This is a genomic window from Methylobacterium sp. NPDC097929 (assembly GCF_049543375.1).
Classification (GTDB): domain Bacteria; phylum Pseudomonadota; class Alphaproteobacteria; order Rhizobiales; family Beijerinckiaceae; genus Methylobacterium.
Map to the genome: position 1 here is coordinate 1,256,876 of NZ_JBMVEP010000001.1, position 26,620 is coordinate 1,283,495.

Consider the following 26,620-nt stretch of genomic DNA (forward strand, 5'->3'; position numbering starts at 1 on the left):
TTGCCGGCGGCGAGCCGCACCGGCCGGAGACCGGAAGCCATGCGAAAAACCCCTCTTCCGGGGCCGGAAGAGGGGTTGCGGGATCGGTGGCGTGCCGGTGTGATCGGGAAAGGGCCGGCACGGGTCCGATCGGCGCTTCGTGCAGCGGAGAGGCTCGGCGCGAGCCTCTCCGACGCGTGCCGGCTTCCCACCCGGGGCGCGGGGCCTCAGCAGGCGGCGACGTTGACGGCGAGCCCCCCGAGCGAGGTTTCCTTGTACTTGGCCTGCATGTCGTGGCCGGTCTGGCGCATGGTCTCGATCACCTCGTCGAGGCTCACCCGGTGCTGGCCGTCGCCGCGCAGCGACAGCGAGGCCGCCACCACCGCCTTGTTGGCGCCGAAGGCGTTGCGCTCGATGCAGGGCACCTGGACGAGGCCGGCGATCGGGTCGCAGGTCATGCCGAGATGGTGCTCCATGGCGATCTCGGCGGCGTTCTCGATCTGGAAGGCCGAGCCGCCGAGCGCGGCGGTCAGCCCCGCCGCGGCCATGGCGGCGGCCGAGCCGACCTCGCCCTGGCAGCCGACCTCCGCCCCCGAGATCGAGGCGCGGGCCTTGATCAGCCCGCCGATGGCGGCGGCGGTGAGCAGGAACTCGCGCCCGCGCTCGTCGCTCCAATCGGGGCAGAAGTCGCGGGTGTAGCGCAAAACCGCCGGCACGATGCCGGCCGCGCCGTTGGTCGGCGCCGTCACCACCCGGCCGCCCGAGGCGTTCTCCTCGTTGACGGCCAGCGCGTAGAGGCTGATCCAGTCCATGATCTCGTGGGCCGGGCGGCTGTTGGCGAGTTTCGTCGCCTCCAGCGACTCGTAGAGCCGCTTGGCGCGCCGCCGCACCCGCAGGCCGCCGGGCAACTCGCCGTCCATGCGCAGGCCGCGCTCGATGCAGGCGAACATCGCGTCGCGGATCGCGTCGAGGCCGGCGTCGATGGCTTCGCGCGGGCGCAGGGTCAACTCGTTGGCGAGCTGGATCTGCGGGATCGTCAGCCCGGTGCGCAGCGTCAGGTCGAGGAGTTCGCGCCCGCTACCGAAGGCGAGCGGGGGCGGCTCCGCCCCCGCATCCCCGGTGGACGCCGCCTCGGCCTCCGCCGCGGTGACGACGAAGCCGCCGCCGACCGAGTAGAAGATCTGATCTTCGAGGAGCGCATCCCCGGCATCGTAGGCGCGAAAGCGCATGCCGTTGGTGTGCAGCGGCAGGATGTCCTTGAAGTTGAAGACGAGATCGCGCTCGGGCTCGAAATGGACGCCCGGAATGCCGAGATCGCCGGTGCGGCGCAGTTCGTCGGCGAGCGGCGCGGTCCGGTCGGGATCGATGGTGGCGGGCGCGTGGCCCATGAGCCCGAGCAGGATCGCCGTGTCGGTGCCGTGGCCGCGGCCGGTCCAGGCGAGCGAGCCGTAGATTTCGGCGCTCACCCGGGCGACGCCGCCGCGGGCGAGCAGCGTCTCGCGGAACCGGCGCGCGGCGACCATCGGCCCGACGGTGTGGGAGCTCGACGGACCGATCCCGATCTTGAACAGATCGAAGGTGCTGATCATCGGGTCCGTTGCTCTCTCAAAAAGGCGCCTCGCCCTCACGCAGATGCAAGTTCGGGGGAAGCGCGCGTCAGACAGGGTGCCGGGGCCGCGCGGGGGCCATCGGCGACGAGATGGGCTCGCCGCCGGCCCGCATCAATGCGCGGCGGATCCTTCGACCCCGAAGACGGCCTCGTTGAGGAAGCCGTGGACGTAGGTCGAGAAGGAGCGCCAGCACTCGACGCGGTAGAGCGGCGCAGTGCTCGCCCGGATCAGCACGATCTCGGACTTGCCGAGCAGGGTGCGGGTGGCGCTGCCCGGCGGGAAGGCCGTCTCGGACAGGTCGAGCGGGCAGCCGGCATTGAGGACGGCCGCCGCCTGCGCCCCCGCGACGTCGATGCCGACATTGCGGTGCGAGACGTCGACCAGGGAGTGCGGCAGCCCGGCGAGCGCCTCGTGGATGCGGCCCTGGAGCAGGTCGGCATCGGCCTCGGAACCGCCGACGAGCCACTCGTCGGGCCCGAGCCGGGCGAGCCAGACCTCGCCGTTGGTGCCGACGGTGTTGATCGGCGCGTCGAGCGCGAGCCCACCGACCTTCGGCGCGGGGCCGGCACCGAGCCGCGCCCGCAGGGAGAAGCGCGCCTCGGCGCCCGCGGGCCGGACCGACACGCCCGAACCGGAGGCGGCGGGGCGGGGCAGGGCGCCGAGCGGCAGGGCGCGGGCGGCGCGGTAGCGGGTCTCAAGCATTGATGCGCTCCCCCTGGACGTCGAAGAAGACCGGTTCGCAGACGGTGACGCGGGTGAACCCGTCCGGCGTGGTGACGTGGAGATGGCCCCCCATCCGCGCGCGCCCGCCCTCGACCAGGGCCAGCGCGATGGAGCGGCCGCAATTGGCGCTCCAGTAGCTCGACGTGACGTGGCCGAGCATGCGCATCGGGATCGGCTGGCCCGTGTCGGCGACGATCTGCGCGCCCTCGTCGAGCACGAGTTTGGGATCGTCGGTCATCAGGCCGACGAGCTGCTTGCGGCCCGAGGCGACCACGTCGGGGCGCGCCAGGGAGCGCTTGCCGACGAAGTCCCCCTTGGCCTTCGGGATCATCCCGGCCATGCCGACATCGTCCGGGGTCACCGTGCCGTCGGTCTCCTGGCCGACGATGATGTAGCCCTTCTCGGCGCGCAGCACGTGCATCGTCTCGGTGCCGTAGGGCGTGATGCCGTGGGCCCGGCCCGCCTCGAACACCGCCTCCCAGACCGCGCGGGCGTGGTCGGCGGGCACGTTGATCTCGAAGCCGAGTTCACCGGTGAACGACACCCGGAACAGCCGGGTCGGCACGCCGCAGATCGTGCCCGTGCGCATCGCCATGTGCGGGAAGGCTTCCGGCGACAGGTCGATGCCATCGACCAAGGGCGCGATCACGGCCCGGGCCTTCGGGCCCTGGAGCGCGATCACCGCCCATTGCTCGGTGGTCGAGGTCAGGAACACCTCGAGTTCCGGCCACTCGGTCTGGAGGTAGTCCTCCATGTGGCCGAGCACGCGCGCCGCACCGCCCGTGGTGGTGGTGACGTGGAAGCATTCGTCCGAGACGCGAGCGACGACGCCGTCGTCGAGGATGTAGCCGTCCTCCTTCAGCATCAGCCCGTAGCGGCAGCGCCCGGGAGCGAGCTTGGTCCAGGGGTTGATGTAGAGGCGGTTCATGAACTCGGCCGCATCGCGACCGACGATCTCGATCTTGCCCAGCGTCGAGGCGTCGAAGATGCCGACCCCCTCGCGCACCGCCCGGCACTCGCGGGCCACCGCGGCGTGCAGGTCCTCGCCGGCCTTCGGGAAGTACCAAGCACGCCGCCACAGGGCCACGTTCTCGAACAGGGCGCCGTGGGCCTCGGCCCATTCGTGGATCGGCGTGGTGCGGATCGGATCGAACAGCGCGTGGCGGGCGGGGCCCACCAGCGCGCCGAAGGTCACCGGCGTGTAGGGCGGCCGGAAGGTGGTGGTGCCGACCGCCGGCAGGGCCTTGTCGAGCTGCCCGGCGACGATGCCGAGCGCGTTCATGTTCGAGGTCTTGCCCTGGTCGGTCGCCATGCCCGTCGTGGTGTAGCGCTTGACGTGCTCGATCGACTGGAAGCCCTCGCGCACCGCGAGCTTGATGTCCTTGGCGGTGACGTCGTTCTGGTAGTCGACGAAGGCGCGGACCTTGGTCGGGTCGGCATCCGTCGGCATGATCCGCACTGGCTGGAAACCGGTCAGCGTCGCCGTCGCCTTGAAGTCCTGCCGCGCGTCCGAGCCCGCCGCAGCGGCGCCGGCGGCAAAGCCGTCGGCGAGGCAGGCGGCGAGGTCGTAGGTGCCGCGGGCGGCACCCGCCGAGCGCTCTCCTTGAGCCGAGAGGTTCGGCACGAAGGCGTCGATGGCATCGTCGTAGCGGAGCTTGCCGCGGGACTGCGAGAACAGGTGCACGGCGGGCGTCCAGCCGCCGGACATGCCGACGCAGTCGCAAGCGAGAATGCGACGGCCGCCGCACCGGCCGTCGCTCCCGACAGGCGCCACGATGAGACCCGTGACGCGCTTTCGGCCCTTCGACCCGACCACGGTGTGGCCGGTCAACACTTCGGCCCCGGCAGCGCGCAGTTGCGCCAGCTCCGGGCCGCAATCCGCTTCCAGGCGCAGATCGACGAGGGTGACGTCGAGGCCGGCGGCCCGCGCATCGAGCGCGGCCCGGTAGGCGGAGGCGCCGCTGGTGGCGAAGACGAGCCGGCGGCCCGGCGCCACGCCGTAGCGGTTGAGGAAGACCCGCACGCTCTCGGCGAGCAGGATGCCCGGCCGGTCGTTGTCGGCGAAGACGAGCGGGCGCTCGTGCGAGCCGCCGGCGAGCACCACCTGCTCGGCGCGCACCTGCCACAGGCGCTCGCGGGGCGCCTGGCCCGCGGCGGAGGTGAGGTGGTCGGTGACGCGCTCGGTCATCGCCACGTGGTTGTGGTTGTAGTAGCCGAAGGCGGTGGTGCGGGAGAGCAGGATCACGTTCTCGCAGGCGTCGAGTTCGGCCAGCGTCTCTTCGAGCCAGGTCGCCGTGGAGCGTCCGTCGATCTCAGAGGTCGTGTCGTGCAGGAGCGTGCCGCCGGGCTCCGCGCCCTCGTCGGCGAGGATCACCCGCTTGCCGGTGCGCGCCGCGGCGAGCGCGGCGGCGAGACCCGCCGGGCCGGCGCCGACGATCAGCACGTCGCAATGGGCGTGACGGTTGGCGTAGCGGTCGGGATCGGCCTGGGTCGGGGCCTTGCCGAGACCGGCGGCGGCGCGGATGAAGGGCTCGTAGACCCGATCCCAGAACTTCCGGGGCCACATGAAGGTCTTGTAGTAGAAGCCCGCCACGAAGACCGGCGACAAGAGATCGTTGACCGCGCCGACGTCGAAGTCGAGCGAGGGCCAGTGGTTCTGCGAGGTCGTGCGCAGACCCGAGCGGGCCTCGACCACCGAGGCGCGGTTGTTCGGGTCGATCCGGCCGGGCCCGCGATCGACCGAGAGCAGCGCGCTCGGCTCGTCGGGGCCGTGGCTCAGGATGCCGCGGGGCCGGTGATACTTGAATGAGCGCCCGACGAGATGGATGCCGTTGGCCAGCAGCGCCGAGGCGACGGTGTCGCCGGCGTAGCCGTGGACCGGCTTGCCGTTGAATTCGAAGACGATGGGGCGGCTGCGGTCGACGCGTCCGCCGCGGGACAATCTGAACGGCTGTGCCATCTCACGCCCTCGTCTCGCTCGGGGTTGCGGAAGTGGGTTTTGCGCCCATCGGATAGGTCTCGATGAAGCGGTCGCTGATCGTGTCGCGCAGCGCGTTGAACCAGCGTCCGCAGCCGTGGATGTGGCACCAGCGCTCGGCATGCACGCCCTTGGGGTTGGCGCGCACGAACAGGTGCTCGCTCCAGGCGCCGTCATCGACGCTCATCGGGTCGGTGGGCCGCGCGATATGGGCTTGGCCGCCGCACCGGAACTCGGTCTCGGGCCGTTTGCCGCAATGGGGGCAGTCGATCAGCAGCATGGATTGGGCTCCGGATCAGTGCGCGACGGCCGCGGCGGCGGCTTCGTCGATGAGGCGCCCGGTGCGGAACCGGTCGAGGGTGAAGGGCGCGTTGATCGCGTGCGGCGTTCCGGTCGCGAGCGTGTGGGCGAAGACGTGGCCCGAGCCCGGCGTCGCCTTGAAGCCGCCGGTGCCCCAGCCGCAATTGACGAACAGGTTCTGAACCGGGGTCTTGCCGATGATCGGCGAGCGGTCCGGCGTCACGTCGACGATGCCGCCCCAGGAGCGCAGCATCCGCATCCGGGTAAATTGCGGAAAGAGTTCGCAGATCGCGTCCAGCGTGTGGGTGGTGATGTGGAGGCCGCCCTGCTGGCTGTAGGAGGTGTACTGGTCGGTGCCCGCACCGATCACCAGTTCGCCCTTGTCGGATTGCGACAGGTAGGCGTGGACCGCGTTCGACATCACCACGCAGGGGAAGCATGGCTTGACCGGCTCGGAGACCAGCGCCTGGAGCGGGTAGCTCTCCAGCGGCATCGACACGCCGGCCATCGCCATCAGGGTCGAGGTGTGGCCCGCGGCGACCACGCCGATCCGGCCAGCGCCGATGAAGCCGCGGCTCGTCTCGACACCGACCGCCGCGCCGGAGGCATCGCGGCGGATGCCGGTGACCTCACAGTTCTGGATGATGTCGACGCCGCGGTCGTCGGCGCCGCGGGCGTAACCCCAGGCCACCGCGTCGTGGCGGGCGGTGCCGGCCCGGCGCTGGAGCGCGCCGCCGAGCACGGGGTAGCGAAGGCTCCCCGAGATATCGAGCGGCGGGCAGAATTCCTTGCACTCTTCCTTCGAGAGCCACTCGTTGTCGATGCCGTTGAGGCGGTTGGCGTAGACGTGGCGCTTGAAGCTCTGAACGTCGTGGATGTTGTGCGCGAGCATCAGCACGCCGCGCTGGGAAAACATGATGTTGTAGTTCAGCTCCTGGGACAGCCCCTCCCAGAGCTTGAGCGCGTGCTCGTACATCGCCGCGCTCTCGTCGTAGAGGTAATTCGAGCGGATGATCGTGGTGTTGCGGCCGGTATTGCCGCCGCCGATCCAGCCCTTCTCCAGCACCGCCACGTTGGTGATGCCGTGCACGGTGGCGAGATAATAGGCGGTGGCTAGCCCGTGCCCGCCGCCGCCGACGATGACGACGTCGTAACGGGGCTTGGGCTCGGGGGCGCGCCACTGGCGGCCCCAGCCCGTATGGCCCCGTAGGGATTCGGAGAGCAGCGACGTGAGGGAGAAGCGGCGCATCGGTCGACCTCGCGGTGTTGAGCGATCATGGTCCGCCCGCCGCGGGTGGGCTTGATCGCTGGCGACCGCGAGTTTGGGATTTCCGACTTCGCGTCCCGGTCGCGCCCGGTTCCGCCGCCGGCAGGATGCGTGTGCAATGCAAGGCTCTGCCACATCGGGCTTTTGTCCCGCCTCGACTGAGTTCGCGCGGCGCCGTTCTCGGCAATGCAGCGACGGGCGGGCGCTCGAACGAGAATTATTCTATTGCCTTCGGCCGACGATCGGAGATTAAGTTCCGGTGTGGGCGTCGCCTCCGCGGACGCGCCGCGTTCGGTCTGCGATGCCGGTTTCGATTGAAGTCGAGCCCCTCCGGCACCGGAACGGCGCGGCACGTGAATTGCCCACCAAGCCGCGGCACAGGCCGGCAAACGGTGGTCGGGATGGACATGTTGGCAACGGTCACGGAAACGTGTCCGGCAATCACGGTGACGGCGAGCGAGCCGGTCGCCGGCAAGGCGCTCTCCGTCGGCTTCATGCTCGTCGAGCGCTTCTCGATGATCGCCTTCTCCTCGGCGATCGAGCCGCTGCGGCTGGCCAACCGCGCGGCCGGGCGCGACCTCTACCGCTTCTCGCTGTGGTCGGAGGACGGGACCAAGTGCACCGCCTCGAACGGGGTCGAGGTCAGGGTCTCGGGCCGGTTCGCCGAGGTGCAGGATTTCGACATCCTCGTCGTGTGCGGCGGCATCGACATCCACCGGCCGAACCACCGCGCCCTGCACGCGGCCCTGCGCCGGGCCAGCGTCCGCGGCAGCGCGATCGGGGCGGTCTGCACGGGGACCTACGTTCTGGCCAAGGCCGGCCTCCTCGACGGCTACCGGGCGACGATCCACTGGGAGAACCTGCCGGGCCTCGTCTCGGAGCACGAGGGGCTGGAGATCGGCTCGGACCTGTTCGAGATCGACCGCAACCGCTTCACCTGCGCGGGCGGGACCGCGGCGGCCGACATGATGCTGTCGCTGATCGTGCGCGACCACGGCCCGGACGTGGCCTCCTACGTCGCCGACCAGCTCATCCACCACCGCATCCGCGAATCGGGCGAGCGCCAGCGGATGGACCTGCGCATGCGCCTCGGGGTCGCGCATCCCAAGCTGCTGAAGGTGGTGGGGCTGATGGAATCCTCGCTGGCCGAGCCGCTCGGCAGTCAGGAACTCGCCGAGGCGGTCCACCTCTCGACCCGCCAGTTGGAGCGCCTGTTCCTGAAATATCTCGGCCGCTCACCGGCCAAGCACTACCTGCGCATCCGCCTGGAGCACGCCCGCCACCTGATCCGGCAGACGGCGATGCCGCTGCTCTCGGTGGCGATGGAATGCGGCTTCACCTCGGCCTCGCACTTCTCGAAGGCCTATCTCGACTGCTTCGGCCAACCGCCGAGCGCGGAGCGGAAGCTGGTGCAGGCGCGCGCCTGCGCCTGACCTTCCCGGCCGGCAGGATCGGGAGCGCGCAAGGGAACGGAGGGCGATCCGTCCTCGCGCCTCTCATCCCGGGGTGCCGCATCAGCGGCTTGGAGGGATGCTCCGGATCCCGCGCGATCCTTCGAGGCTCCGCTTCACTCCTCGGGATGAGGGGGTGAATGGGGTGACCGCGCTCGGACGGGCTTTTGCAGATTCGATCGAACGAGGCGGCGGTTCGCAGCGCCTCCCGCCATCGCGAGCGTCAGCGAAGCGATCCGGCCGCGCGCCGAGGACCGGCCTCGAATGATTAGAAATAATAGCCGATGTTCATAATGAAACGCGACTTCCAGCGGTTCTCGCCGCCCTGGGCGAGGCCGTTGTTGAATTCGCCCACCCCGACATAGGGGTCGTTCCGGCCGATCGCGGCTTCGGTGTAGATGATGAGGTTCGGATCGGCCGTCAGGGTCCAGGCGCCGCCTAGTGTCACGCGCTCGCTGGCCCGGAAGCTGGCCTTGTCCTTGTAGAAGGCGCTGTAGCCGACGAAGGGCACCACCGTGAACGGGCCGATCGGATCGGGCACCTTGTAGGTCACCTCGGCGGAGACGAAGTTGCCTCGCGCCGCGAGGTTGTAGGAGAAGTCGAAGCCGCCGACCGTGACGAGGTCGTTGCGGAAGGGGTTCTTGGGGTCGATGTCCTGGCGGACATAGATCGCCTTGAAGCCCCAGGGACCGTAGGTGCCCAGGGCGTGCAGGCCCTCAAGCTGCTTGGTGCCGGTCTGCCGGGTGTCGAAGTTGTAGATGTCCGAGTGCCAGATCGAGGCGCCGAAGGCCAGCGAGGCGGTGTCGTTCTTGAGCACGAAGTACTCGACCCGGCCGATGAACATGTTCTGTTCGGCGTTGCTGGTGCCGTTCGTCACGTAGGAGTCGGCGCGGACGATGTTCGTCGAGTAGCGCGCGCTGTCGAGGCTGAGGCCGAAGGCGTTGGGATTGGCGCCGGGATAGAAGCCGACCTGATAGTTGAAGTCCGGCTCGACATGGGAGAACTTGACGCCGAAATTATAGACTTCCTCCAAGCCCATGGTGAAGCCCAGCGTTTCGAGGAAGCTCGTTCCGAAATACGGGGTCAAGCCGAAGGGCGACTGGTTGAGGCCGACGGTGATGCTGTCCTCGGGCGTGAACTTGTAGCCGACATAGGCCCACATCGGGAAGTGGACCTCGCCCGGATTGCCGCGGTAGCCGCTGCGCGGTCCGTAGATCGAGCTGCCGCCGTAGAACCGGTACTGGGCCGAGCCGAAGATCGTCGAGGAATCGTAGGTCGCCTTGAGGGCGAGCGTGTCGAAGTCGAAATTCTCACGCGCCTTGCGGACGCCGCCGCGGCTGGCATCGTCGAAGCGCCAGTCGTAGCGGGCGCGGATGGCGCCCCCGAAGGTGAAGGTGCCGTCGCTGACCTTGCTCTTGGGCGGCGCAAGATCGAAATCGTAGCGGGGGTCGGGGACCGCGACCGGCTGCTCACGGTTGACCTGACTGGGCTCGGCATTCACCTCGACCGGGCCCTGCGCCTGGGCTCGGGCCGCCGGACACAGCACCACCCCTGCGGCACATGCCACGAGGGCAGCCGCCAAACCGTTCGCCGTCATGTCTTTCAACCCCGTTACTGAGTTTCCAAGCCGCAGCCCGGGTCTCGTCCCGTTTATTTTCTTGATTGTTCGCCTTTTTACTTGAGCCAACCATCGACCGTCGCACGGTTCTGCGCGATCCACTTCCCGGCGGTCTCCTCGGGCTTGGCGCCCTTCTCCTCGTTCTGCGCCATCACGGCTTCCTCGTCCTTGATGGAGAGCTTGAACTTTTGAAGGATGGCGTAGACCTCGGGCATGTCGTCCTTGAGCCCCTTGCGGGCCAGCGTGTTCACGCTCTCGGACTCACCGAAGCTCTTCTTGGGGTCGGCGAGGTATTTCAGCTCGTAGCGAGCGAACATCCAGTGCGGCGTCCAGGCGGTGACGACGATGTCCTTCTTCTGCCGCACCGCATCCTTCAGGGCGCTGGTCATGGTGGCGTCGCTGCCGTCGACCAGCTTGACCGTGAGCCCGTAGGCCTTGATCGCCGCCTCGGAACTCTTCATGACGCCGGCGCCGGGATCGATGCCGATCACCTTGCCGTCGACCTCGGAGGCCTTGGTCGCGAGATCCTCGATCGCGTTCAGCGACGAGTAGGCGGGCACCGCCCAGCCGATCCGCGCGCCCGTGACGTTCGGGCCGATCAGTTCGAGGCGGTTCTTCAGTTTCTCGTAATAGGCGCCCTGCGTGACGGGCAGCCAGGCCGCGACGCTCGCATCCGCGTCCCCCGTCGCCACCGCCTGCCACATGGCGGCGGCGGCGAGCGGGATCGTCTTCACTTGGTAGCCCTTCTCCTCCAGCACCTGCTTGAGGATGTTGGTGGCGACCACGGCGTCGGCCCATTCCACGTAGGCGAGCCGCACCTGCTTGCTCGCCGCCTCCGCGGGCGTCTGGACCATCGCGAGGCAGAGCATCACCCCAAGCATCGGCGCGCGCATGGACGGGACCTTTCAGGATAAGTTCGAAGATGAGGGCCGATCTCGAGGCGCCGGCCTCGTATTCGAGCGCCGATCACCTTCACATATTAACATAGGTTATTTTATTGACCGAGTAGGCGCAAGCGGTTTTCACCGCTTACGCCGGGATGTTCTCTCAGGAAGCGCCGTGCGGGCGGGCGCGGGCGGCGAGCGCCTGCGTGGAACGGTCGAGGATGACCGCCACGATCACGATGCCGATGCCCGCCTCGAACCCGGCGCCGGCCTCCAGGCGCTGGATCGACTGCCAGACCGCCCGGCCGAGGCCGCCGGCCCCGATCATCGCGGCGATGACCACCATGGAGAGGGCGAGCATCATGGTCTGGTTCACGCCGGCCATGATGGTCGGCAGCGCCAGCGGCAGCTGGACCTTGACCAGCTTCTGGCTCGCCGAACTCCCGAAGGCGTCCGAGGCCTCGACGAGTTCGGAGGGCACGTTGCGGATGCCGAGTGCGGTGAGCCGGATCACCGGCGGCACGGAGAAGACGATGGTGGCAAAGCAGGCCGAGACCGCGCCGAGCCCGAAGAAGGGGAGGGCCGGGATCAGGTAGACGAAGCTCGGCAGCGTCTGCATCATGTCGAGCACCGGCGAGAAGGTCCGCCAAGCCCGCCGGCTCAGGGCGAACCAGATCCCGACCGGGATGCCGATCACCAGCGCCGCCAGCGTCGCCAGGATGACGAGCACCAGGGTCTCGACCGTCGCCTGCCACAGACGCAGGTTCCAGAGGAATAGCAGTCCCGCGAGGGTCAGGAGCCCGACCTTGCGGCCGCCGATCTTGTAGGTGACGAGCGCGGCCACCGCGATCGCCAGCCAGGGCGGCACCGCCACGAGACCGTTGGTCAGCGTCTCGATCCAGTCGGAGACGGTGCGGCTGACGGCGCGGGTCAGCCAAGAGCCATGTTCGGTGAGCCAGTCGAGGGCGTCGTCGCTGAGCGTGTCGAGGGGAAATTTGGGGACGTTCCAGTCCATCGATCCGCTCCTGCCGGTTTGGATTGTGACGAGGGGAGGCCGTCCTGCGGCCCCTGCGCACCCGGACGCGCGGCCAGGGCACGCACGACGTCCCGGCTCGTGATCGGGCCGATCAGGCGCCCGTCCGGGGCGACGACCGCGACGATGTCCTCGGCGGCGATCCGGCCGAGGACCGCATCGAGGCGGGTTCCCGCCTCCACGGTGCCGGGATCGAGATCGAGCAGGCCGGTGAGCGCGTCGCCGGGGCGGGCGGCGGCGAGCCGGTCGGCGCGGACGCGGCCGACGAAGCGGCCGTCGCCGTCGGCCACGAGCCACGCCTCGGCGCCGCCCTGCGCGGTCCGGACCCGTGCCTCGGCCACGGTCTGGCTCGGCGCCAGGACGATGGCGGCCCGATCCGCGACGTGCTCGGCCCGGATCACCGCGGCGAGGTCGATATGCTCCACGAAGCGGCGGACATACTCGGTCGCCGGGCGGGCCACGACCTCCTCGGGCTGGCCGATCTGCACCACCTCGCCGTCCTTCATCAGGACGATGCGGCCGCCGAGCGCCACGGCCTCGTCGAGGTCGTGCGAGACGAAGACGATGGTCTTCTTGAGCTTGCGCTGCAATTCGCGCAGCTCCGCCTGCATGTCGCGGCGGATGAGCGGGTCGAGGGCGCTGAAGGCCTCGTCCATCAGGAGGATGTCGGCATCTGCCGCCAGCGCCCGCGCGAGGCCCGCCCGCTGCTGCATGCCGCCGGACAATTCATGCGGATACTTGCTCTCCCAGCCTTTCAGCCCGACGAGCTCGATCGCCTGCATCGCGCATTCGGTGCGCTGCCGGACCGGAACGTTCCTGATCTCCAGGCCGAAGCCCACATTCGCCAGGATGGTGCGGTTGGGCAGAAGCGCGAAGTGCTGGAACACCATGCCGAAGGTCTTCTGGCGGAACGCCAGCAGATCCTTGCGGCCGAGCCGCGTCACGTCCACGTCGTCGACGAGGATGCGGCCGCAGGTCGGCTCGACGAGGCGGTTCATGCAGCGCAGGAGCGTCGACTTGCCCGAGCCGGAGAGCCCCATGAGGATCAGGATCTCGCCCTCGTGGACTTCGAAGGAGATGTTGCACAACCCGACGACGGCACCGCAGGCCTCGGCCACCTCGGCCTTGCGCTTTCCCTGAGAAATCAGATCGACGGCCTCGACGGGGTTGGCGCCGAAGATCTTGCTGACGCTCTCTAAGGTAATGCGGCCCATGTGCGTCCAACCTCTTCGGAGTAGCGCATTCCGCCAATCGCAGCTCGGCGCCCGCGGCTCTGCATGCCTTTATCTAGGATGATCAAAAGCTAGTCGCGGCGGCCCCTGCGGCTTGCCCCGCGGCGACGTTTTCTGCCCGGAAGCCGACATAGGTGGAATTTTAAGATCAGAAATTGATGTTGCGTCGCAGCAATGCTGACGATTTGCTCAAAAAGAGTCAATATTATGCATTGCCTGAGGGAATGCTGAGCATGACCGCCCAGCCCTCCGCAACAGAGGCGTAGGAATTTAGACTGTCGGAGCCTTGGTGCAGCGGCGCCGAGGACCGATCGACCTTGCCCCTTCACGAGCCGCGCGCAACGCCCGGCCGCGGAGGTCTCCTACCCTGCCGAGACCGGGGCCGCGAGCGTTTCGTGTCGCGACGCTCGGCCGATCGAACCGCGCCGGGACCGATCCCCGAGGCTCGGACGAACAATTGGCCGACCAAGCGGGTTGAACCCGCACAGGAAACGCAAAGAAGGAAGACGCCATGCGTATCACGACGATCATCGCGACCGCGGCCCTCGCCCTCTCGGTGTCCGGCCCGGCCTGGGCGCAGGGCGCGCCCGGCGGCAACGGCTCGGGCGGGAACGTGACGGGTGGATCGACCACCAGTTCCTCGGCCGCCGACACGCAGAAGCGCGGGGCGACCACCGGCTCCACCGTCACGACCCAGCCGTCGAGCCCCGGCGCCGGCGGGGCGATGGCGCCCGGCAACTCCATGGCGCCGGGCGCCCCCGCCGCGGGAACCGGAGGCGCGGGCGCCCGCTGAACCCGACAAAGAGAGTCGGACCGGACGCGGGGTCGGGAGCGGGGTGCCGCTCCCGGCCCTTTCCTTTGCGAAGGAACAGGGCCGCATCGCCCGGTCCAGCCCGGGACCAATCCCTCCGGGAGGAGGGCGGCTCGGGGCGGATCAGCCCGTCCGGGCGAGGCCGGCCGCCGCGGCCATGAAGGGCTGCACCAGCACGCGCCGTCCCCGGAGGTCGTGCACGCTGACGTGCCAGTCCGACCAGTCCTCCCGGTCGGCGAGGCTGTCCATCACCGCCCGCGCCACTTCGTCCGCCCGCCGCGGCAGGCGCTCGGGAACCCGGATATCCTTGCCCCGAGCGTCGAACACGCACTCGTACCCGTTCGTCGCGTGGAAGCGGTAGCGTGCCATCTGCGCCCATCCCTCCTGACCGAATCGGTAAAGGCGCTTGTTCGCCTTTCGTTCCCATATGGGGACAGGCGGTGGATAAGTGCAATGCGACACACGGCATCGCAGGGACTTATACGGTCTGCGTTCGATCGCTTCGGTCTCTTTCGTCGTCCTTGCGAGGCTCAGCGAAAGCAATCCAGGGCTCCGCACTCTCCGGACAGGTCGCGCCCTGGGTCGCTTCGGCTCCGCCTCGCGATGACGGAGCGGGGCAAAAGCCGAGGCGATCAAACGGAGACGATATTACCCCCCACTTCCGTTGAAACCTTGCCTGGGGACAAGCGTCTCGCACGAAGCCCGCTCGCCGTCGGCGCGGGAGCCTGTCGTGAGGCGCCGGGACCGCCCAGCGCGATCCCGGCCGCTCCCCGCGGCAGCCCGGCGGCGCGCGCACGCCGGCCTCGTGTCAGCCCGCGCCGTAGCCGCCCTTCGCGTTGTCGCTCGACCGGTCCGGCGATTGCCGATCGTATCCGCCCGTATGGGGGCCGGGCTTGTCGGCTTCCGCCGAGGCCGGTCCGGTCGGCCCGAGATCCGGCAGCGCGTCGGGCTCGGGTCCCTCCTTGCGGCCCTCGCCGAGCGGGCGGCCGGGCGGCTGCGAGCCGATCGCCTCTCTGTCCGTTTCCGCGCCTGCCATCGTGAACCTCCTTGGCGTTCTCTGGAGTAAGGCGCCGGCCCGCCCGAAGTTTCCCCGACATCGCCGTTGGAAGCGCATTGCGGCGTCGGGCCAACGGAAACGGGCCGGCTCCGGGAGGGAGCCGGCCCGTCACGGCCGCCGGGGAGGGAGGCGGCTCAGCGCAGGAGCTGCAGGATGCCCTGCTGCGACTGGTTGGCCAGCGACAGCGCCGAGATCGCCAGCGAGTTGCGGGTCGAGAGCGCCTGGGAGTTGGCCGCCTCCTCGTTGAGGTCGGCGCTCGTCAGGTTGGCCGCACCCGTATCGAGCACGGTGACGATCTGCTTGGTGAAGTCCTGCCGGTTCTGCACCACCGCGAGGTTGGCGCCGAGCGCCGCCGCCCGCGACTGGAGCTGGCTGCCGGCGCTGTTGATCTGATCGACGATCTTCTTGATGGCGCTGCTCTCCTGGAAGTTGGTCTGGCCCACCGCCGAGAGGCCGAGGCTGGCCGCGCTGGTGGCGCTGCCCTGGACCTTGAGGGAGGAGGTGCCCTTCTCGTTGAAGTTGATCGTCAGGTTGTCGCCCGAGAGCAGGTTCACGCCGTTGAACCCGGCATCCGAGGCGAGCTGATCCATCTGCTTGAGCAGGTCGTTGTAGGTCTGCACGAGGTTGTTGCGGGCGCTCAATCCGTCGCCGCCGAGATTGGCCGTGGCGCTGCCGGTGGTGAATGGATTACCGGTGCCGGTCGCGACGATCGACAGGTTCTGGGCGCCGACATCGTTGGCGGTGGTGATCGAGATCTTGCCCGTCAGCGAGTCGATCGTGGCCTGGGCGTTGGCCGGGGCGAGCGCCTCGTTGAGCTGGGCCAGCGTCGAGACCTGGCCCGGCGCGGTCCCGAAGGTGATGGTGGCTGTGTTCATGCCCGCCCCGCTGCCGACCTGGACGGTGATCGACTTGCCGGCCAGCGCGCTCTGCGAGGACGGCGCGCCGGACCCCGCCGCGAAGTCGGTCGCGGTGAAGCCGAGATGCGCGACCTTCCCGGTGGCGGTCGAGCCGTCCCCGAGTTGCACCGCGGTCCGCGAATCGGCCGCGGTGAAGCTGAACTTGTTGGTCGCCGCGTCGTAGCTCGCCGTCACCGCGCCGTTGGTGGCCGCGCCGACCTTCTGGACCAGCGAGCCGATCGTGTCCGTCGCCGTGAGGTTCACGGTCTGGCCGTTGACCGAGAAGCTGTCGCCGCCCCGGAAGCCGAGGGTCGAGACCAGCGTGGTCTGGCCCGGATCGAAGGTCCCGGCGACCGAGGCTTCCGTGCTGGCGAGCCCCAGCGTGTTGTGCTCCGAGCCCTTGATCGTGAAGGCGAAGCCGTCGGCACTCCCCGTGAAGGTCAGCTTGGTGCCGGCCGTGTCCTTGCCCGCGGTCACGCCGGTCGTCGCGCTCTTGGCGTTGATGGTCGCGATCGCCTGATCGAGCGTGGCCGAGGCCGCGATCTCGATCGCGGTGCCGTTCACGGTCACGGTCTGCGCCGCGCCCTGGTTGTTGTTGATCTGCTGGGTGATGCCCGAGAAGCCGCTGGAGGCGGCGTTGCTCGATTGCACGGTGAAGGCCGAGCCGTCGACCTTGCCGGTGAGCCGGATCTTGCCCGCGTTGTCGGGATCGACGCCGGCGCTGACGCCGGTGGCCGCAGGGCCGGTGTTGGCGTTGTTGATCGCCGTGATCACCGCCGCCTGACTCGCGCCGGCCGCGATGGCGATGTCCTTGCCGTTGATCGTCAGCGTCTGGGCGCTGGGCGCCACGCCGTTCTCCACGGTCTGCTTGCTGGTCGAGAAGCCGAGCGTGTTGTTCGCGCCGCCCTGCACCGTGAAGGCCGCACCCGAGCTCGCCCCCTTGAGCACGATCTTGCCGTCCGCCGAACTCGAGGCGGTGACGCCGGTGGCCGACGACTGATCGTTGATCGCCTTGAGGGCGCCGGCCAGCACCGAGGCCGCACTGTCGCCGGCGTTTCCGCCGCTGATGGTGATGCTGGTCGTACTGGTGGTACCGGGGCTCCCGAGGGTCAGCGTCTGGGTCTTGGCCTCCGTTCGGGCCGCGGTCAGCGCCGTCGCCGAGAACCCCGCGCCGGTGCCGGTGATGCTCAGCGCGTCGCCGTTGCTCTTGCCGGTGATCTTGATCTTGTTCGTCGCGTCGATCGCGGCCGTGATCCCGGCCGCGCTGCCCGCGGTGTTGATCTTCGAGATCGCCGTCTCGAGCGTGTCGTTCGCGGCGAGGCTGACCGAGATGTTCGTCGTCGTGCTGCCCGTGGAGGCGATCGCGATCGTCACGGCGGCGCTCGTCGGCGTGTAGGCGTCACCCGTCACCGTGCCGGCGACCGCATTGGCCGGGCCGGTGAAGGCGCTGGCGCCGGTCGCCGCGGCGGGCGTCCCCGTCGGCGTGTAGGCGCCGCTGACGGTCGCCGCGAGGCTGGTGCTCGTCGGCGTCGCCGAGAAGCCGCTGGAGGCCGGGTTGGAGGAGGCCACGGTGAAGGCCGAGCCGTCGGACTTGCCGGTGAGCAGCAGGCGGGTGGCGTCGGCGGGATCCTTGGCAGCGCTCACGCCGGTGGTGCCGGTCTGGCGGTTGATCGCCGCGACGGCGTCGTCGATGGAGCCGCCGCCCGCGATGGTGATCTGCGTGCCGCCGATCGTCAGCGTCTGGCTCGCCGCCGCGGCGCCGTTGGCCGTCGTCGTCGGAGCCGAGGCGAAGCCGAGGCTGTTGCCGGCCTCACCGGTGACCGTGAAGTTCGAGCCGTCGGCCTTGCCCGTCAGCACGAGCCTCTGGCTGCCACTCACGGTCTCGAGGCCGGCGGTGACGCCGGTCGCGGTGGTCCTGGCATTGATCGCGTCGAGGGCGGCCTTCGTCACGTCGGCCGCGCTCGCTCCGGCACTCCCGCCCTTGATCTCGATCGCCTCGGTGCCGATCGTCAGCGTCTGGACGGCCGCCGGGATGTTGCCGCTCGATGGCGTGCCGGTGCCCGTGGTGAAGCCGGTTTCCGTCGCCTCCTGCGCCGTGGTCTTGACCGAGAAGGCGGAGCCGTCGGTCTTGCCGGTCAAGGAGAGCTTGCCGCCGTCGTTCCTGGCCGTGATCCCGAGGCTGTTGAGCCCGTCGTTGAGCTTGGTCACGGCGGCGTCGACGGTGTCGCCGATCGCCAGACTGATGCTGGTGGTGGTCGTGCTCGTCGGGCTGGTCGCGTAGGTCACCTCGATCGTCGCGGCCGAGGTGAGCGTCGTGAAGGCGCCCCCCGTCGCCGTGCCGGCGACGGCGTTGGCCGGGGCCGAGAAGGTCGAAGCGCCCGTCGCCTGGGCGAGGGTCGGCGTCGTCGCGGTGAAGGGGGTGCCGCGCATCGTCGCCGGGGCGGCGGTCGGCTTGTAATCGACGCTGCCGGCCACCGTCGCCGGCACCGCGGCGCTCGGCTGACCGTTGGTGAGGGTGCCGACCGCCTTGTCGGAGACCGCCGCGGTCGGGCCGGTCGAGAGCAGGTTGGCGGCGGTCGCCCCCGCGAGCCCCGTCGAGACCGAGGCGGCCTTGGAGGTGAAGGCGCTGGTGGCCGCGAGCGCCTGCTGGGCCGTCGACTTGAGCTGGCTCGTGAGATTCTGGAGCTTGGACAGGCCGGTATTGGCGGCCTGGATGGTCTGGACGCCGTTCGAGATCCCGTCGAGCAGCGAGGACAGCTCGGTCGAGCGCGCCGACAGGTTGCTGGCGGTGAAGAAGTTGATCGGGTTGTCGAGCGCCGAGTTGACCTTCTTGCCGGTCGAGAGCCGGCTCTGCGTCGTCGCGAGCAGGCTCGCCGTATCTTGAAGCGAGAGCAGGTTCTGCCGCGTCGCGGCCGAGAGCGTGATGCTGGAAGACATGGAGCGGCTCGATCCCTCATGGCGCCGGGGCGTCGGCGATGAGAGCCATCAGGCGCGAACGGAATTGACGAGCCTCTAAATAAACCAGCCGCGCTTCGGCGTATTGGTCTCATATCATCTCATTTATGTTCGTATTCGTCTCAGAGTTATATTATGTATCACTGTATATCATAGAGGTCTCATTGCGTCTCACGGCGAGCTTTCCCTGCAGTTTTTGCCGATTGCCGCCCTCGGAGCGCTCGGGCAGACCGGAAGCGGGCGGAAGACCGGCCCACTCCCGCCCCAGCCCTCCGGGACCGCTCCCCGGACGGGATGCTCGCAAAATTTGACACGGCGGCTCGATTGCCCATCCGCAGGACGTTAGGTATCTCTTAACCATTAAGACGAACAACCTAAGTAGTCTGGTTAAATCGCAGAAAATCCCGTGATCTACTCAGATACACTTGGAAAAATCCGGCACATCCGGGATATTCAGGCTGTATTTTCTTCAGATCGGGCTACAGCCAAAAAAAGAACCGGGCCGGCCTCCACTCGAAAGGTGGGGAATACGGAACCATGACGACGCGCTCCGACCCAGAGACTTGATCGAAATGTCGGCCATTCTTCACGAACGCTTCGAGGTACCGGCGGATCTGTCCGCGCTCGGCGAGGCCTGGGCCGCCGCCGTCGCGCCGATCTTCCAGGCCACCCTGACGGCCGGGGACCGCCCGCCCGGCGTGATCGCGATGGATCACTACCATCTCGGCGAGATCCTCGTCGGCGAGGTCCGGGCTCCGGCCAACCTCTTGGAGCGGACGCCGCGGATGGTCGCGCAGCAGGGGCTCGATCATCTGCTGCTGCAATTCTACCATTCCGGCACCAGCCGGGTCGAAACGGCCTGGGGCGAGACCGATGTCGGCCCGCGCCTGTGCGTCGTGTTCGATCTGGCCCAGCCCGTGACGATCGTGGCCGAACCGGTGCACGCGACGAACATCCTGCTGCCCCGCGCCCTCGTCGCCGAGACGGTGCCCAACGTCGCCGCCCTGCACGGCCAGGCCTTCGACTACGCCTCCGACCGCCTCGGCCGGCTGTTCTTCACCTGCGTGCACGAACTCGTGGAGGGGGCCGGGGCGCTGGAGGTCGGCCAGCTTCCGCATGTCAGCCAAGCGGTGGCGATGCTCTGCGGCGCCTGCCTGCGCGGCAAGGTCGTCGACCGGCCGCAGAGCGAGGTGCAGTCGAGCATCGCGATCCGGCAGCACATCGAGAAGAACCTCGGCTCGCCCGCCCTCAACGCCGAGGCGGTGGCCGCACGCTTCGGCCTCTCCCGCGCGACGCTCTACCGCCAGTTCTCCGCCGAGGGCGGCGTGCAGCGCTTCATCCGCGAGCGGCGTCTGCTCTGGGCCATGAAGATGCTGACGCAAACCGGTCCGGCGGGCCGGCCGCGCATCTCCACGGTGGCCTACACCACCGGCTTCTCCGACGAGAAGACCTTCAGCCGCGCCTTCAAGCGCCGGTTCGGCTTCCTGCCCCGCGAGACCGAGGCGGGCTCCAGCGTGTGGGGCAACCGGAGCGACACGCTGCCGGTCCTGGAATCGTGGCTCAAGCAGATGGCCGCCTGAAGTGGGGGAGGCTCGGCGCGGCGGAGACCTCGCCCGCCGCCGACCGGGGAAGGATCGTCTCGGCGAGCGCGCGATCGATCGGCGTGCAAAGCCGCGCCCCGCACTGGCCTCGGGGGTTGGGTCACCCCAATAACGCCTCTGTGAAGCGGGGGCACCACTCTCTCATTGCACGTCGGCGACGGTCGGATTAGCAATCCCGCCAGCCCTTATACTTGCCTTTTTCGACAAGCCGGCATGCGTCTGTCCGTCCGCCTCCGCGATGACGCTCTGCCCCGCGCGGCAGCGAATGCGGGGCTCCCCGTCGATCACGAAGCGGAGACCGATCGCGGGCTGGCCGGCCGGTGAGCGATCTCGCCGGCATCGTCCACCTGAGCGCCGAGGACATCCTGGCGCACCCGGATTTCCCGAGCGCGCGCCGGATCTTCGTCACCGAGCACACCAAGGTCTACGAGGTCGGCACCTTCCCCGGCCAATTCGGCGCCGATGTCGGGCGGGTGACGACGCTGGCCATCATCGTCTGCCTCCATGCCGGCTACGAGCCGGCGGACCGCGAGACCTGGCCGACCCTGAGCCGGCTGAAGGACACAGTGGCGCGCTTCGGCTTCGCGAGCCCGCGGCTGATCGACGACTTCGTCACCCGCCTCGTGCAGACCGGCCTTCTCACCCTGGAGCGCCAGCCGGACGACAACCGCGTCCGCCTCCTGTGCCCGACGGAGCCGCTCCTCGCCTGGGACCGCGAGTGGATGGCCGCCCATTACGCGCCGCTGGCGCATCTCTACCCCGATCCCGGCTACGACGCGCCCTTGCGCCGCGACGTCCGGTTCCAGGCGGCCCATGCCCGGGCGGCCATCGCCGCCTTCGACACGATCATCGCGATGACGTGGAGCAACCTGGAGATCGTGTACTTTCTCAGCAGTACGAGCGCGCTGATCTTCCTGCTGTCCTTCTTCGCCATGGGCGGGGCCGATCCCGCGAGCCGGATCCGCGAGAGCGATCTCGCCCGGCTCGCTCCCCGCTTCGGCATCTCCCGCAGCCATATGCGCAACGTCCTGGCGGCGGCGCGGGAGCGCGGCTTCCTGGTGCGCTCCGGGCCGCGCAACGCCTTCATCCACCTGACGCCGCGCTGGATGGCGGCCTTCGACCGCTTCATCGCCGACAGCCTCGTTCAGGGCGACCTGACCTACGCCCTCGCCCGGCGGGCCCTGGAGACCGGGGGCGAGCCGCTCGCTTGAGGCGCGGCGACACGAGACCGAGACGTCGGAGACCGAGACGTCGCAGGGGTCTGCGCGAACGCTCTCCCGCCGGCCCGAAGGTTCGATCGACGGCCCCACGACCTCTGCCGAGATTTTTCCCGCGTCTCTTCTTCGAGCTTTACGTCTCGACAATTGTTCGCGATTATGCATGTGCAGATTGGGAGTGCTCACGGAGCACGACACAAGCTCTCGAACATCAGGACAGGTATGTTGCGCAACCGCGTTCGGCGGCCGTTCACCGTCGAGGCCAAGTCGACGGGACAGAACCGCTTCGTCTCGATCCCCTCCAAGGTGCCGTCGGCCTCCTCGAAGCGCGCGGGCCAGGCCGCGGCGGCGATGCCCTGGCCGCCCTTCGAACCGGCCGAAGCCGGCGCCGCCTCCGGGGCCGAGGTCGCCGCGGAGCAGCGCCGGGTTCTCCCCAATCTCCTCGTCCCGGTCCCGCCGGAACCGGAGCCGGAGCCCGTCGTCGAAGCGGAGGTCTTGCCGCGCGTCCGCCGCGTCCCGGCCCCCGTCCCGGCCGGAGAGGCCCCGCGCCGCCGCGGCAGACCCCGCAAGGTGCCGATTGCCCCCGTCGCCGAGCCGGCGCTCACCGAGCCGCCCGTCGCCGAGCGTCCGGTCGCCGAACCTGCGCTCGCCGCACGGCCGCGCGTCGAGCCCGAGCCGAAGGCCCCGCCCGCCGTCGTCCGGCGGCGCATGGATCGCGAGGGCAGCGAGCGGCTGGGCCGGGCCGAGCGCTGGAAGCGGCGCCTGCCGCGGGCCTGCTGGTAGCTCTGCCCCCGCGACCGGGCCCATGGGGCCGGTCAGTGGGAGAGAAACAGCGGGGCCGGGCTGCTCTTGAGGAGCGAGCGCGTGACGCCGCCGAAGAAGAATTCCCGCACCCGGGAATGCCGGTAGGCGCCCATCACGATCAGTTCGGCCCCGAACCGGACGGCCCCGGCGCGCAGGGTGGCGGCGACGCTGTCCACGAGCGGCAGCGTGTCGACGCTGACCGTGACGCCGTGCCGGGCGAGGTGGGGCGCGAACGCGGTGCCCGGCATCGCGCCCTCGGTCTGCGCCTCGCCGAGGACCGCCACGATCTCCACCGCCTCGGCCGCGCGCAGGAGCGGCAGCGCGTCGTTGGCCGCCCGCACCGCCTGCGCGCTGCCGTCCCAGGCGAGCACGATCCGCCGCGCCGAGAAGGTCGCGTGCTGCGGCGGCACGGCGATGACCGGGCGCCCGCTGCGCAGCAGGGCCGTCTCGATCGTCTCGCGGTCGAGGTCGTAGCTGCTCTGCCCCGCATCCAGGATCGTGAGGTCGTAGAGGCGCGCCCGCTCCGCGAGGCGGTTCACGATCTCCGGGTAGGACAGGCTCGGCGTCTCCGTGGTGCAGACGATCCCGGCCAGCCCCGCCGCCCCGGCCGCATCCTGCGCGAGGGCACGCGCCAGCGCGTCGAGGCGGCGATCGACGATGGTCGTCTCCTTGCTGTCGAAATCGGCGAGCCAGCCGTCGTCGCCCGACAGGCGCCAGGAGGCCGACTGGACCGTCAGGTGGGCGCCGGCCGCCCGGGCCAGTCCCAGGCCGTAGCCGATGGCCGCCGAGGCCTTCTCGTAGCCGCTCTCGACGGTGCTGCCGACGAGGATGTCGCGCAGGCTGGCGAGCGGGGAAGGGGCAGTCTCGGACATGGGCCGTCTCCGGTCTGATCGGGATGCGAGGGTCGGCCGAACGCAGGCGGCCGGCCTTGATCCAGCGCAATGGACGGCTCCGGCGCAAGGCAGGAAGCGGCCCGGCGCGCGAAACCACCCCGTGCGCGAAGTCGATTCACGCGAAGCGCGAACGATCCGCTCGTAGAAGCGGGGAACATCTAGCGCGCGGTAATCGTATCCAACAGCACCACCTGTGGTATTGTTTCCCTGTCGAGGCTCTGCTCCCTCACTCGGGTTGGAAACGGTGACGAACGCCATCGATGTGATCGGCCTCGCACGGGCCGGAGACGCTCAGACGATGCTCGACGATCTCCGGCAGACGCTGGACGAAGTGGGACATTGCATCTGGTCGCTCGATCTTCCGACCGGGCAGGTCACCCTCTCGCCGACCTGCGGCCGGCTCCTCGGCGTGCCCGCCGAGCGCATCGCCACGTTCGCCGCCTTCCAGGCCCTGGTGCATCCGGAGGACCGTCAGGCCCGCTCCGATGCGATCGGGCGCGCCCTGGGGGAGGGCGGCGGCTACGAGGTCGAGTTCCGCGTCGTGCGGCCGGAGGGTGGCATCCGCTGGCTGCGCTCGCGCGGGCAGGTCCGGCTCGGGCCCGACGGACGGCCTGCGCGCCACAGCGGCGTGATCCTCGGCATCGACGAGCAGAAGAAGGCTGAGGCCGACCTGCGCGCCCGCGAGGCGCACATGCAGTCGATCCTCGACACCGTGCCGAGGCCATGGTCGTCACCGACGCGGACGGGCGCATCCACTCGTTCAGCACGGCCGCCGAACGCCTGTTCGGCTATCCGGCGGCGGAGATCGTCGGGCGCAACGTGAGCGTGCTGATGCCCGAGCCGATGCGCGGCGCGCATGCGGGCCATATCGGGCGCTACCGGCGCACGGGAGAGCGGCGCGTCATCGGCACCACCCGAGTCGTCACGGGCCGGCGGCGGGACGGCTCGACCTTCCCCGTGGAGATCACGCTGGGCGAGATGCGCTCGGGCGAGCAGGTCTTCGTCACCGGCTTCATCAACGACCTGACCCAGCACCAGTGGACCCAGGCCCGGCTGCGGGAGCTGCAATCCGAACTCGTGCACATCTCGCGCCTCAGCGCGATGGGCGAGATGGCCTCGGCGCTCGCCCACGAGCTGAACCAGCCGCTCGGGGCCATCGCCAACTACACCCATGGCTGCCGCCGCCTGCTGGCGGACCCCGATCCCGAGGCCATCGCCCGGACGCGGGAGGGGCTCGACAAGACCGCGGAGCAGGCGCTGCGGGCCGGGCAGATCATCCGGCGCCTGCGCGAGTTCGTCTCCCGCGGCGAGACGGAGAAGCGGATCGAGCCGGTCACGCGGCTGATCGAGGAAGCCAGCGCCCTGGCCCTGGTCGGGGCCGGCGAGCAGGGCATCACCGCACACTTCGCCCTCGACCCGCAGGTCAGCGCCGTGCTGGCCGACCGGGTGCAGGTGCAGCAGATCCTGGTCAACCTGATCCGCAACGCCCGCGAGGCCATGCTGCAGAGCGCGCGGCGCGAGCTGACGGTCGAGACGCGGACCCTCGGCCCGGGGAGCGTCGAGATCGCGGTGTCGGATACCGGCCCCGGCATCGCCGAGGAGGTCGCGGACCGGCTGTTCCAGCCCTTCGTCACGACCAAGCCCGGCGGGATGGGCGTCGGCCTCTCGATCTGCCGGTCCATCGTCGAGGCGCATGGCGGCCGCCTGACGGCGGAGCGCAACCGCACCGGCGGCGCGACCTTCCGGCTGACCCTGCCGACCGCGCGCGAGGGAGCGAGCCTCCATGCCGGCTAATCTCGTGCACGTCGTGGAGGACGATCCGGCGATGCGGGATTCCGTCGCCTTCCTGCTCGACACCTCCGGCTTCGAGGTCGCGCTCTATGAGGCCGGCACGGACCTGCTGGACCGCCTCGCGGCGCCCGCCGCGGGCTGCGTGCTCACCGACATCCGCATGCCCGGCCTCGACGGGCTGGAGCTGCTGCGCCACCTGCGCAGGGCCGGCCACACCCTGTCGGTGATCATGATGACGGGGCACGGCGACGTGCCGCTGGCGGTGGAGGCGATGAAGCTCGGCGCCTGCGACTTCATCGAGAAGCCGTTCGACGGCGACGCGCTGCTTCAGGCGCTGCGCGCCGCGATGGAGCGCGGCGGCCCGGCCGCGGCGGCCGACCCCGTCCTGCGGGCCTTTCTGCGCCGGGTGGCGACCCTGAGCGAGCGCGAGCGGCAGGTTCTCGACCAGTTGGTCGCGGGCGGCACGAGCAAGGAGATCGGCCGGGCGCTCGACATCAGCCCGCGCACCGTCGAGATCTACCGGGCCAAGCTCATGGCCAAGACGCAGGCCGGCTGCCTGCAGGAACTGGTGCGCTGGGCGGTGCTGGCCGGCCTCGTCTGACATTGGAGGAAGCGGGACTCCGGGCGGCGCCCGGGGCAGGGCGAATCCGCGGGATCGGGCGCCAAAAAACAACCCTACGTAGATTCCCTTACGCGTCCACCCGGACTGTCGGCGATGGTGGCGGGCGACAGGTTCGCCCTGGTCCGGTCGGTGTCTGCGATCGGCGGGAGTGGAGACGAGGATGCCCGACGCGATTGCTCCGACGGCCTTCCCGGCGATGAAGGCCGCCCCCCGCGCACCGGAGCTCACCGGCGGCTGCCTCTTCGCGGATTGCCCGGACCTGCCCGGGACGCCCTTCGCCTATCTGCGCGAGGAGGAGGTGCACGGCGAGGGCGAGGCGGCCGAGTTCGTCTACAGGGTCCTCGACGGGGGGGTGCGCACCCACCGGGTGCTCAGCGACGGGCGCCGGCAGATCACGGGCTTCCACCTGCCGGGTGATCTGTTCGGGTTCGAGCAGGGCCGGACCCACCGGCACACCGCCGAGGCCCTGTGCGAGGTCCGGGTCCTGATCTTCAAGCGGCGGCAGATCGAGCGCGTCGCGGCCGAGCGGGTCGAGGTGGCCTGCCGGCTCTGGGGCGTGGCGACCGACAGCCTGCGCCTCGCGGAGGATCTCGTGCTGCTGCTCGGCCGGCGCTCGGCGCTGGAACGCGTGGCGGCCTTCCTCCTCGAGATCGACCGCCGCCTGGGCCGGCCCGGCCACTTCGACCTGCCGATGACCCGGCGGGACATCGCCGACTATCTCGGCCTCACCCTCGAAACCGTCTCGCGGACGGTCTCGCAGCTGGAGAGCGAGCGGGCCCTGCTGCGCTCCGGCACCCGGTCGGTCACGCTCCAGCGCGGGCGCCTGCAGCGGCTGGTCGAGGCGTGATTCCCGTGTGATCCGGGCGCGCGTCGACGACCGGTCGGCCGGCGGCCCGGCG

At 69.7% G+C, this 26,620-nt stretch carries 20 protein-coding genes and 1 pseudogene; 8 read left to right on the forward strand and 13 right to left on the reverse strand.

Translation table 11 applies throughout. The features are described 5' to 3' along the window. Positions 1 to 206: 206 nt before the first annotated feature. The 5 genes from ACPCJR_RS05970 to ACPCJR_RS05990 form a co-directional block, all read right to left on the reverse strand. On the reverse strand, positions 207 to 1,568 hold the full coding sequence (locus tag ACPCJR_RS05970; protein ID WP_391511507.1) for an L-serine ammonia-lyase: 1,362 nt from the start codon (positions 1,566 to 1,568) through the stop codon (positions 207 to 209). Positions 1,569 to 1,700: 132 nt separating this feature from the next. Next, positions 1,701 to 2,291 (reverse strand): sarcosine oxidase subunit gamma, encoded by a 591-nt coding sequence (locus tag ACPCJR_RS05975; RefSeq protein ID WP_391511506.1) that lies wholly within the window; start codon positions 2,289 to 2,291, stop codon positions 1,701 to 1,703. Further along, the gene (locus tag ACPCJR_RS05980) at positions 2,284 to 5,271 is read right to left on the reverse strand and encodes a sarcosine oxidase subunit alpha family protein (RefSeq protein ID WP_391511505.1); all 2,988 of its coding nucleotides are present in this window, start codon (positions 5,269 to 5,271) and stop codon (positions 2,284 to 2,286) included. Before ACPCJR_RS05980 ends, ACPCJR_RS05975 begins: the two co-directional genes overlap by 8 nt. A gap of 1 nt (position 5,272) precedes the next feature. Next, positions 5,273 to 5,569 (reverse strand): sarcosine oxidase subunit delta, encoded by a 297-nt coding sequence (locus ACPCJR_RS05985; RefSeq protein WP_391511503.1) that lies wholly within the window; start codon positions 5,567 to 5,569, stop codon positions 5,273 to 5,275. Between the two features lie 15 nt (positions 5,570 to 5,584). After that, the gene (locus tag ACPCJR_RS05990) at positions 5,585 to 6,838 is read right to left on the reverse strand and encodes a sarcosine oxidase subunit beta family protein (protein ID WP_391511502.1); all 1,254 of its coding nucleotides are present in this window, start codon (positions 6,836 to 6,838) and stop codon (positions 5,585 to 5,587) included. Between the two features lie 512 nt (positions 6,839 to 7,350). On the opposite strand from ACPCJR_RS05990, the gene ACPCJR_RS05995 reads away from it, so the two are divergent. After that, entirely contained in the window at positions 7,351 to 8,289 is a 939-nt protein-coding gene (locus ACPCJR_RS05995) for a GlxA family transcriptional regulator (protein ID WP_391511660.1), read from the forward strand. 286 nt (positions 8,290 to 8,575) lie between these two features. Here the strand turns inward: ACPCJR_RS05995 and ACPCJR_RS06000 are convergent, their stop codons facing one another. The 4 genes from ACPCJR_RS06000 to ACPCJR_RS06015 all read right to left on the reverse strand — a co-directional run bounded on the left by ACPCJR_RS06000 (position 8,576) and on the right by ACPCJR_RS06015 (position 13,056). Continuing rightward, complete coding sequence (locus ACPCJR_RS06000) at positions 8,576 to 9,904, reverse strand: hypothetical protein (protein ID WP_391511501.1); 1,329 nt, start codon at positions 9,902 to 9,904, stop codon at positions 8,576 to 8,578. A gap of 77 nt (positions 9,905 to 9,981) precedes the next feature. Next, complete coding sequence (locus ACPCJR_RS06005; protein WP_391511500.1) at positions 9,982 to 10,818, reverse strand: glycine betaine ABC transporter substrate-binding protein; 837 nt, start codon at positions 10,816 to 10,818, stop codon at positions 9,982 to 9,984. A 154-nt stretch (positions 10,819 to 10,972) separates the two neighbouring features. Continuing rightward, positions 10,973 to 11,824: an ABC transporter permease gene (locus tag ACPCJR_RS06010; RefSeq protein WP_391511499.1), complete on the reverse strand. Its 852-nt coding sequence runs from the start codon at positions 11,822 to 11,824 to the stop codon at positions 10,973 to 10,975. Continuing rightward, on the reverse strand, positions 11,740 to 13,056 hold the full coding sequence (locus tag ACPCJR_RS06015; protein ID WP_391511498.1) for a quaternary amine ABC transporter ATP-binding protein: 1,317 nt from the start codon (positions 13,054 to 13,056) through the stop codon (positions 11,740 to 11,742). Before ACPCJR_RS06015 ends, ACPCJR_RS06010 begins: the two co-directional genes overlap by 85 nt. Before the next feature lie 529 nt (positions 13,057 to 13,585). Between ACPCJR_RS06015 and ACPCJR_RS06020 the strand changes: the two genes are divergently transcribed. Then, positions 13,586 to 13,867 carry a hypothetical protein gene (locus ACPCJR_RS06020; RefSeq protein WP_391511497.1) on the forward strand — a complete coding sequence of 94 codons (282 nt, stop codon included), beginning with the start codon at positions 13,586 to 13,588 and terminating at the stop codon, positions 13,865 to 13,867. A gap of 141 nt (positions 13,868 to 14,008) precedes the next feature. On the opposite strand, the gene ACPCJR_RS06025 is transcribed toward ACPCJR_RS06020, so the two are convergent. The 3 genes from ACPCJR_RS06025 to ACPCJR_RS06035 form a co-directional block, all read right to left on the reverse strand. Further along, entirely contained in the window at positions 14,009 to 14,254 is a 246-nt protein-coding gene (locus ACPCJR_RS06025; RefSeq protein ID WP_391511496.1) for a DUF6894 family protein, read from the reverse strand. 439 nt (positions 14,255 to 14,693) lie between these two features. Beyond that, positions 14,694 to 14,921 (reverse strand): hypothetical protein, encoded by a 228-nt coding sequence (locus ACPCJR_RS06030; protein WP_391511495.1) that lies wholly within the window; start codon positions 14,919 to 14,921, stop codon positions 14,694 to 14,696. Between the two features lie 155 nt (positions 14,922 to 15,076). Next, a complete protein-coding gene (locus ACPCJR_RS06035; RefSeq protein WP_391511494.1) occupies positions 15,077 to 18,775 on the reverse strand; it encodes a flagellin hook IN motif-containing protein in 3,699 nt (1,232 codons plus the stop codon). 590 nt (positions 18,776 to 19,365) lie between these two features. Between ACPCJR_RS06035 and ACPCJR_RS06040 the strand changes: the two genes are divergently transcribed. The 3 genes from ACPCJR_RS06040 to ACPCJR_RS06050 all read left to right on the forward strand — a co-directional run bounded on the left by ACPCJR_RS06040 (position 19,366) and on the right by ACPCJR_RS06050 (position 22,394). Then, positions 19,366 to 20,373 (forward strand): helix-turn-helix domain-containing protein, encoded by a 1,008-nt coding sequence (locus ACPCJR_RS06040; RefSeq protein WP_391511493.1) that lies wholly within the window; start codon positions 19,366 to 19,368, stop codon positions 20,371 to 20,373. A gap of 341 nt (positions 20,374 to 20,714) precedes the next feature. Continuing rightward, positions 20,715 to 21,605, forward strand: coding sequence for a hypothetical protein (locus tag ACPCJR_RS06045; RefSeq protein WP_391511492.1), 891 nt, complete (start codon positions 20,715 to 20,717; stop codon positions 21,603 to 21,605). A gap of 228 nt (positions 21,606 to 21,833) precedes the next feature. Next, on the forward strand, positions 21,834 to 22,394 hold the full coding sequence (locus ACPCJR_RS06050) for a DNA-binding protein (protein ID WP_391511491.1): 561 nt from the start codon (positions 21,834 to 21,836) through the stop codon (positions 22,392 to 22,394). A 32-nt stretch (positions 22,395 to 22,426) separates the two neighbouring features. Here the strand turns inward: ACPCJR_RS06050 and ACPCJR_RS06055 are convergent, their stop codons facing one another. Continuing rightward, complete coding sequence (locus tag ACPCJR_RS06055; RefSeq protein ID WP_391511490.1) at positions 22,427 to 23,287, reverse strand: universal stress protein; 861 nt, start codon at positions 23,285 to 23,287, stop codon at positions 22,427 to 22,429. A gap of 319 nt (positions 23,288 to 23,606) precedes the next feature. Between ACPCJR_RS06055 and ACPCJR_RS06060 the strand changes: the two are divergent. From ACPCJR_RS06060 to ACPCJR_RS06070, 3 genes and pseudogenes are all read left to right on the forward strand, one after another. After that, a pseudogene (locus ACPCJR_RS06060) lies at positions 23,607 to 25,102 on the forward strand (PAS domain-containing sensor histidine kinase). Further along, positions 25,092 to 25,700 (forward strand): response regulator FixJ, encoded by a 609-nt coding sequence (gene fixJ, locus ACPCJR_RS06065; RefSeq protein WP_391511489.1) that lies wholly within the window; start codon positions 25,092 to 25,094, stop codon positions 25,698 to 25,700. Before ACPCJR_RS06060 ends, fixJ begins: the two are co-directional and overlap by 11 nt. Before the next feature lie 217 nt (positions 25,701 to 25,917). Beyond that, positions 25,918 to 26,568, forward strand: coding sequence for a helix-turn-helix domain-containing protein (locus tag ACPCJR_RS06070; protein ID WP_391511659.1), 651 nt, complete (start codon positions 25,918 to 25,920; stop codon positions 26,566 to 26,568). Positions 26,569 to 26,620 lie beyond the last annotated feature (52 nt).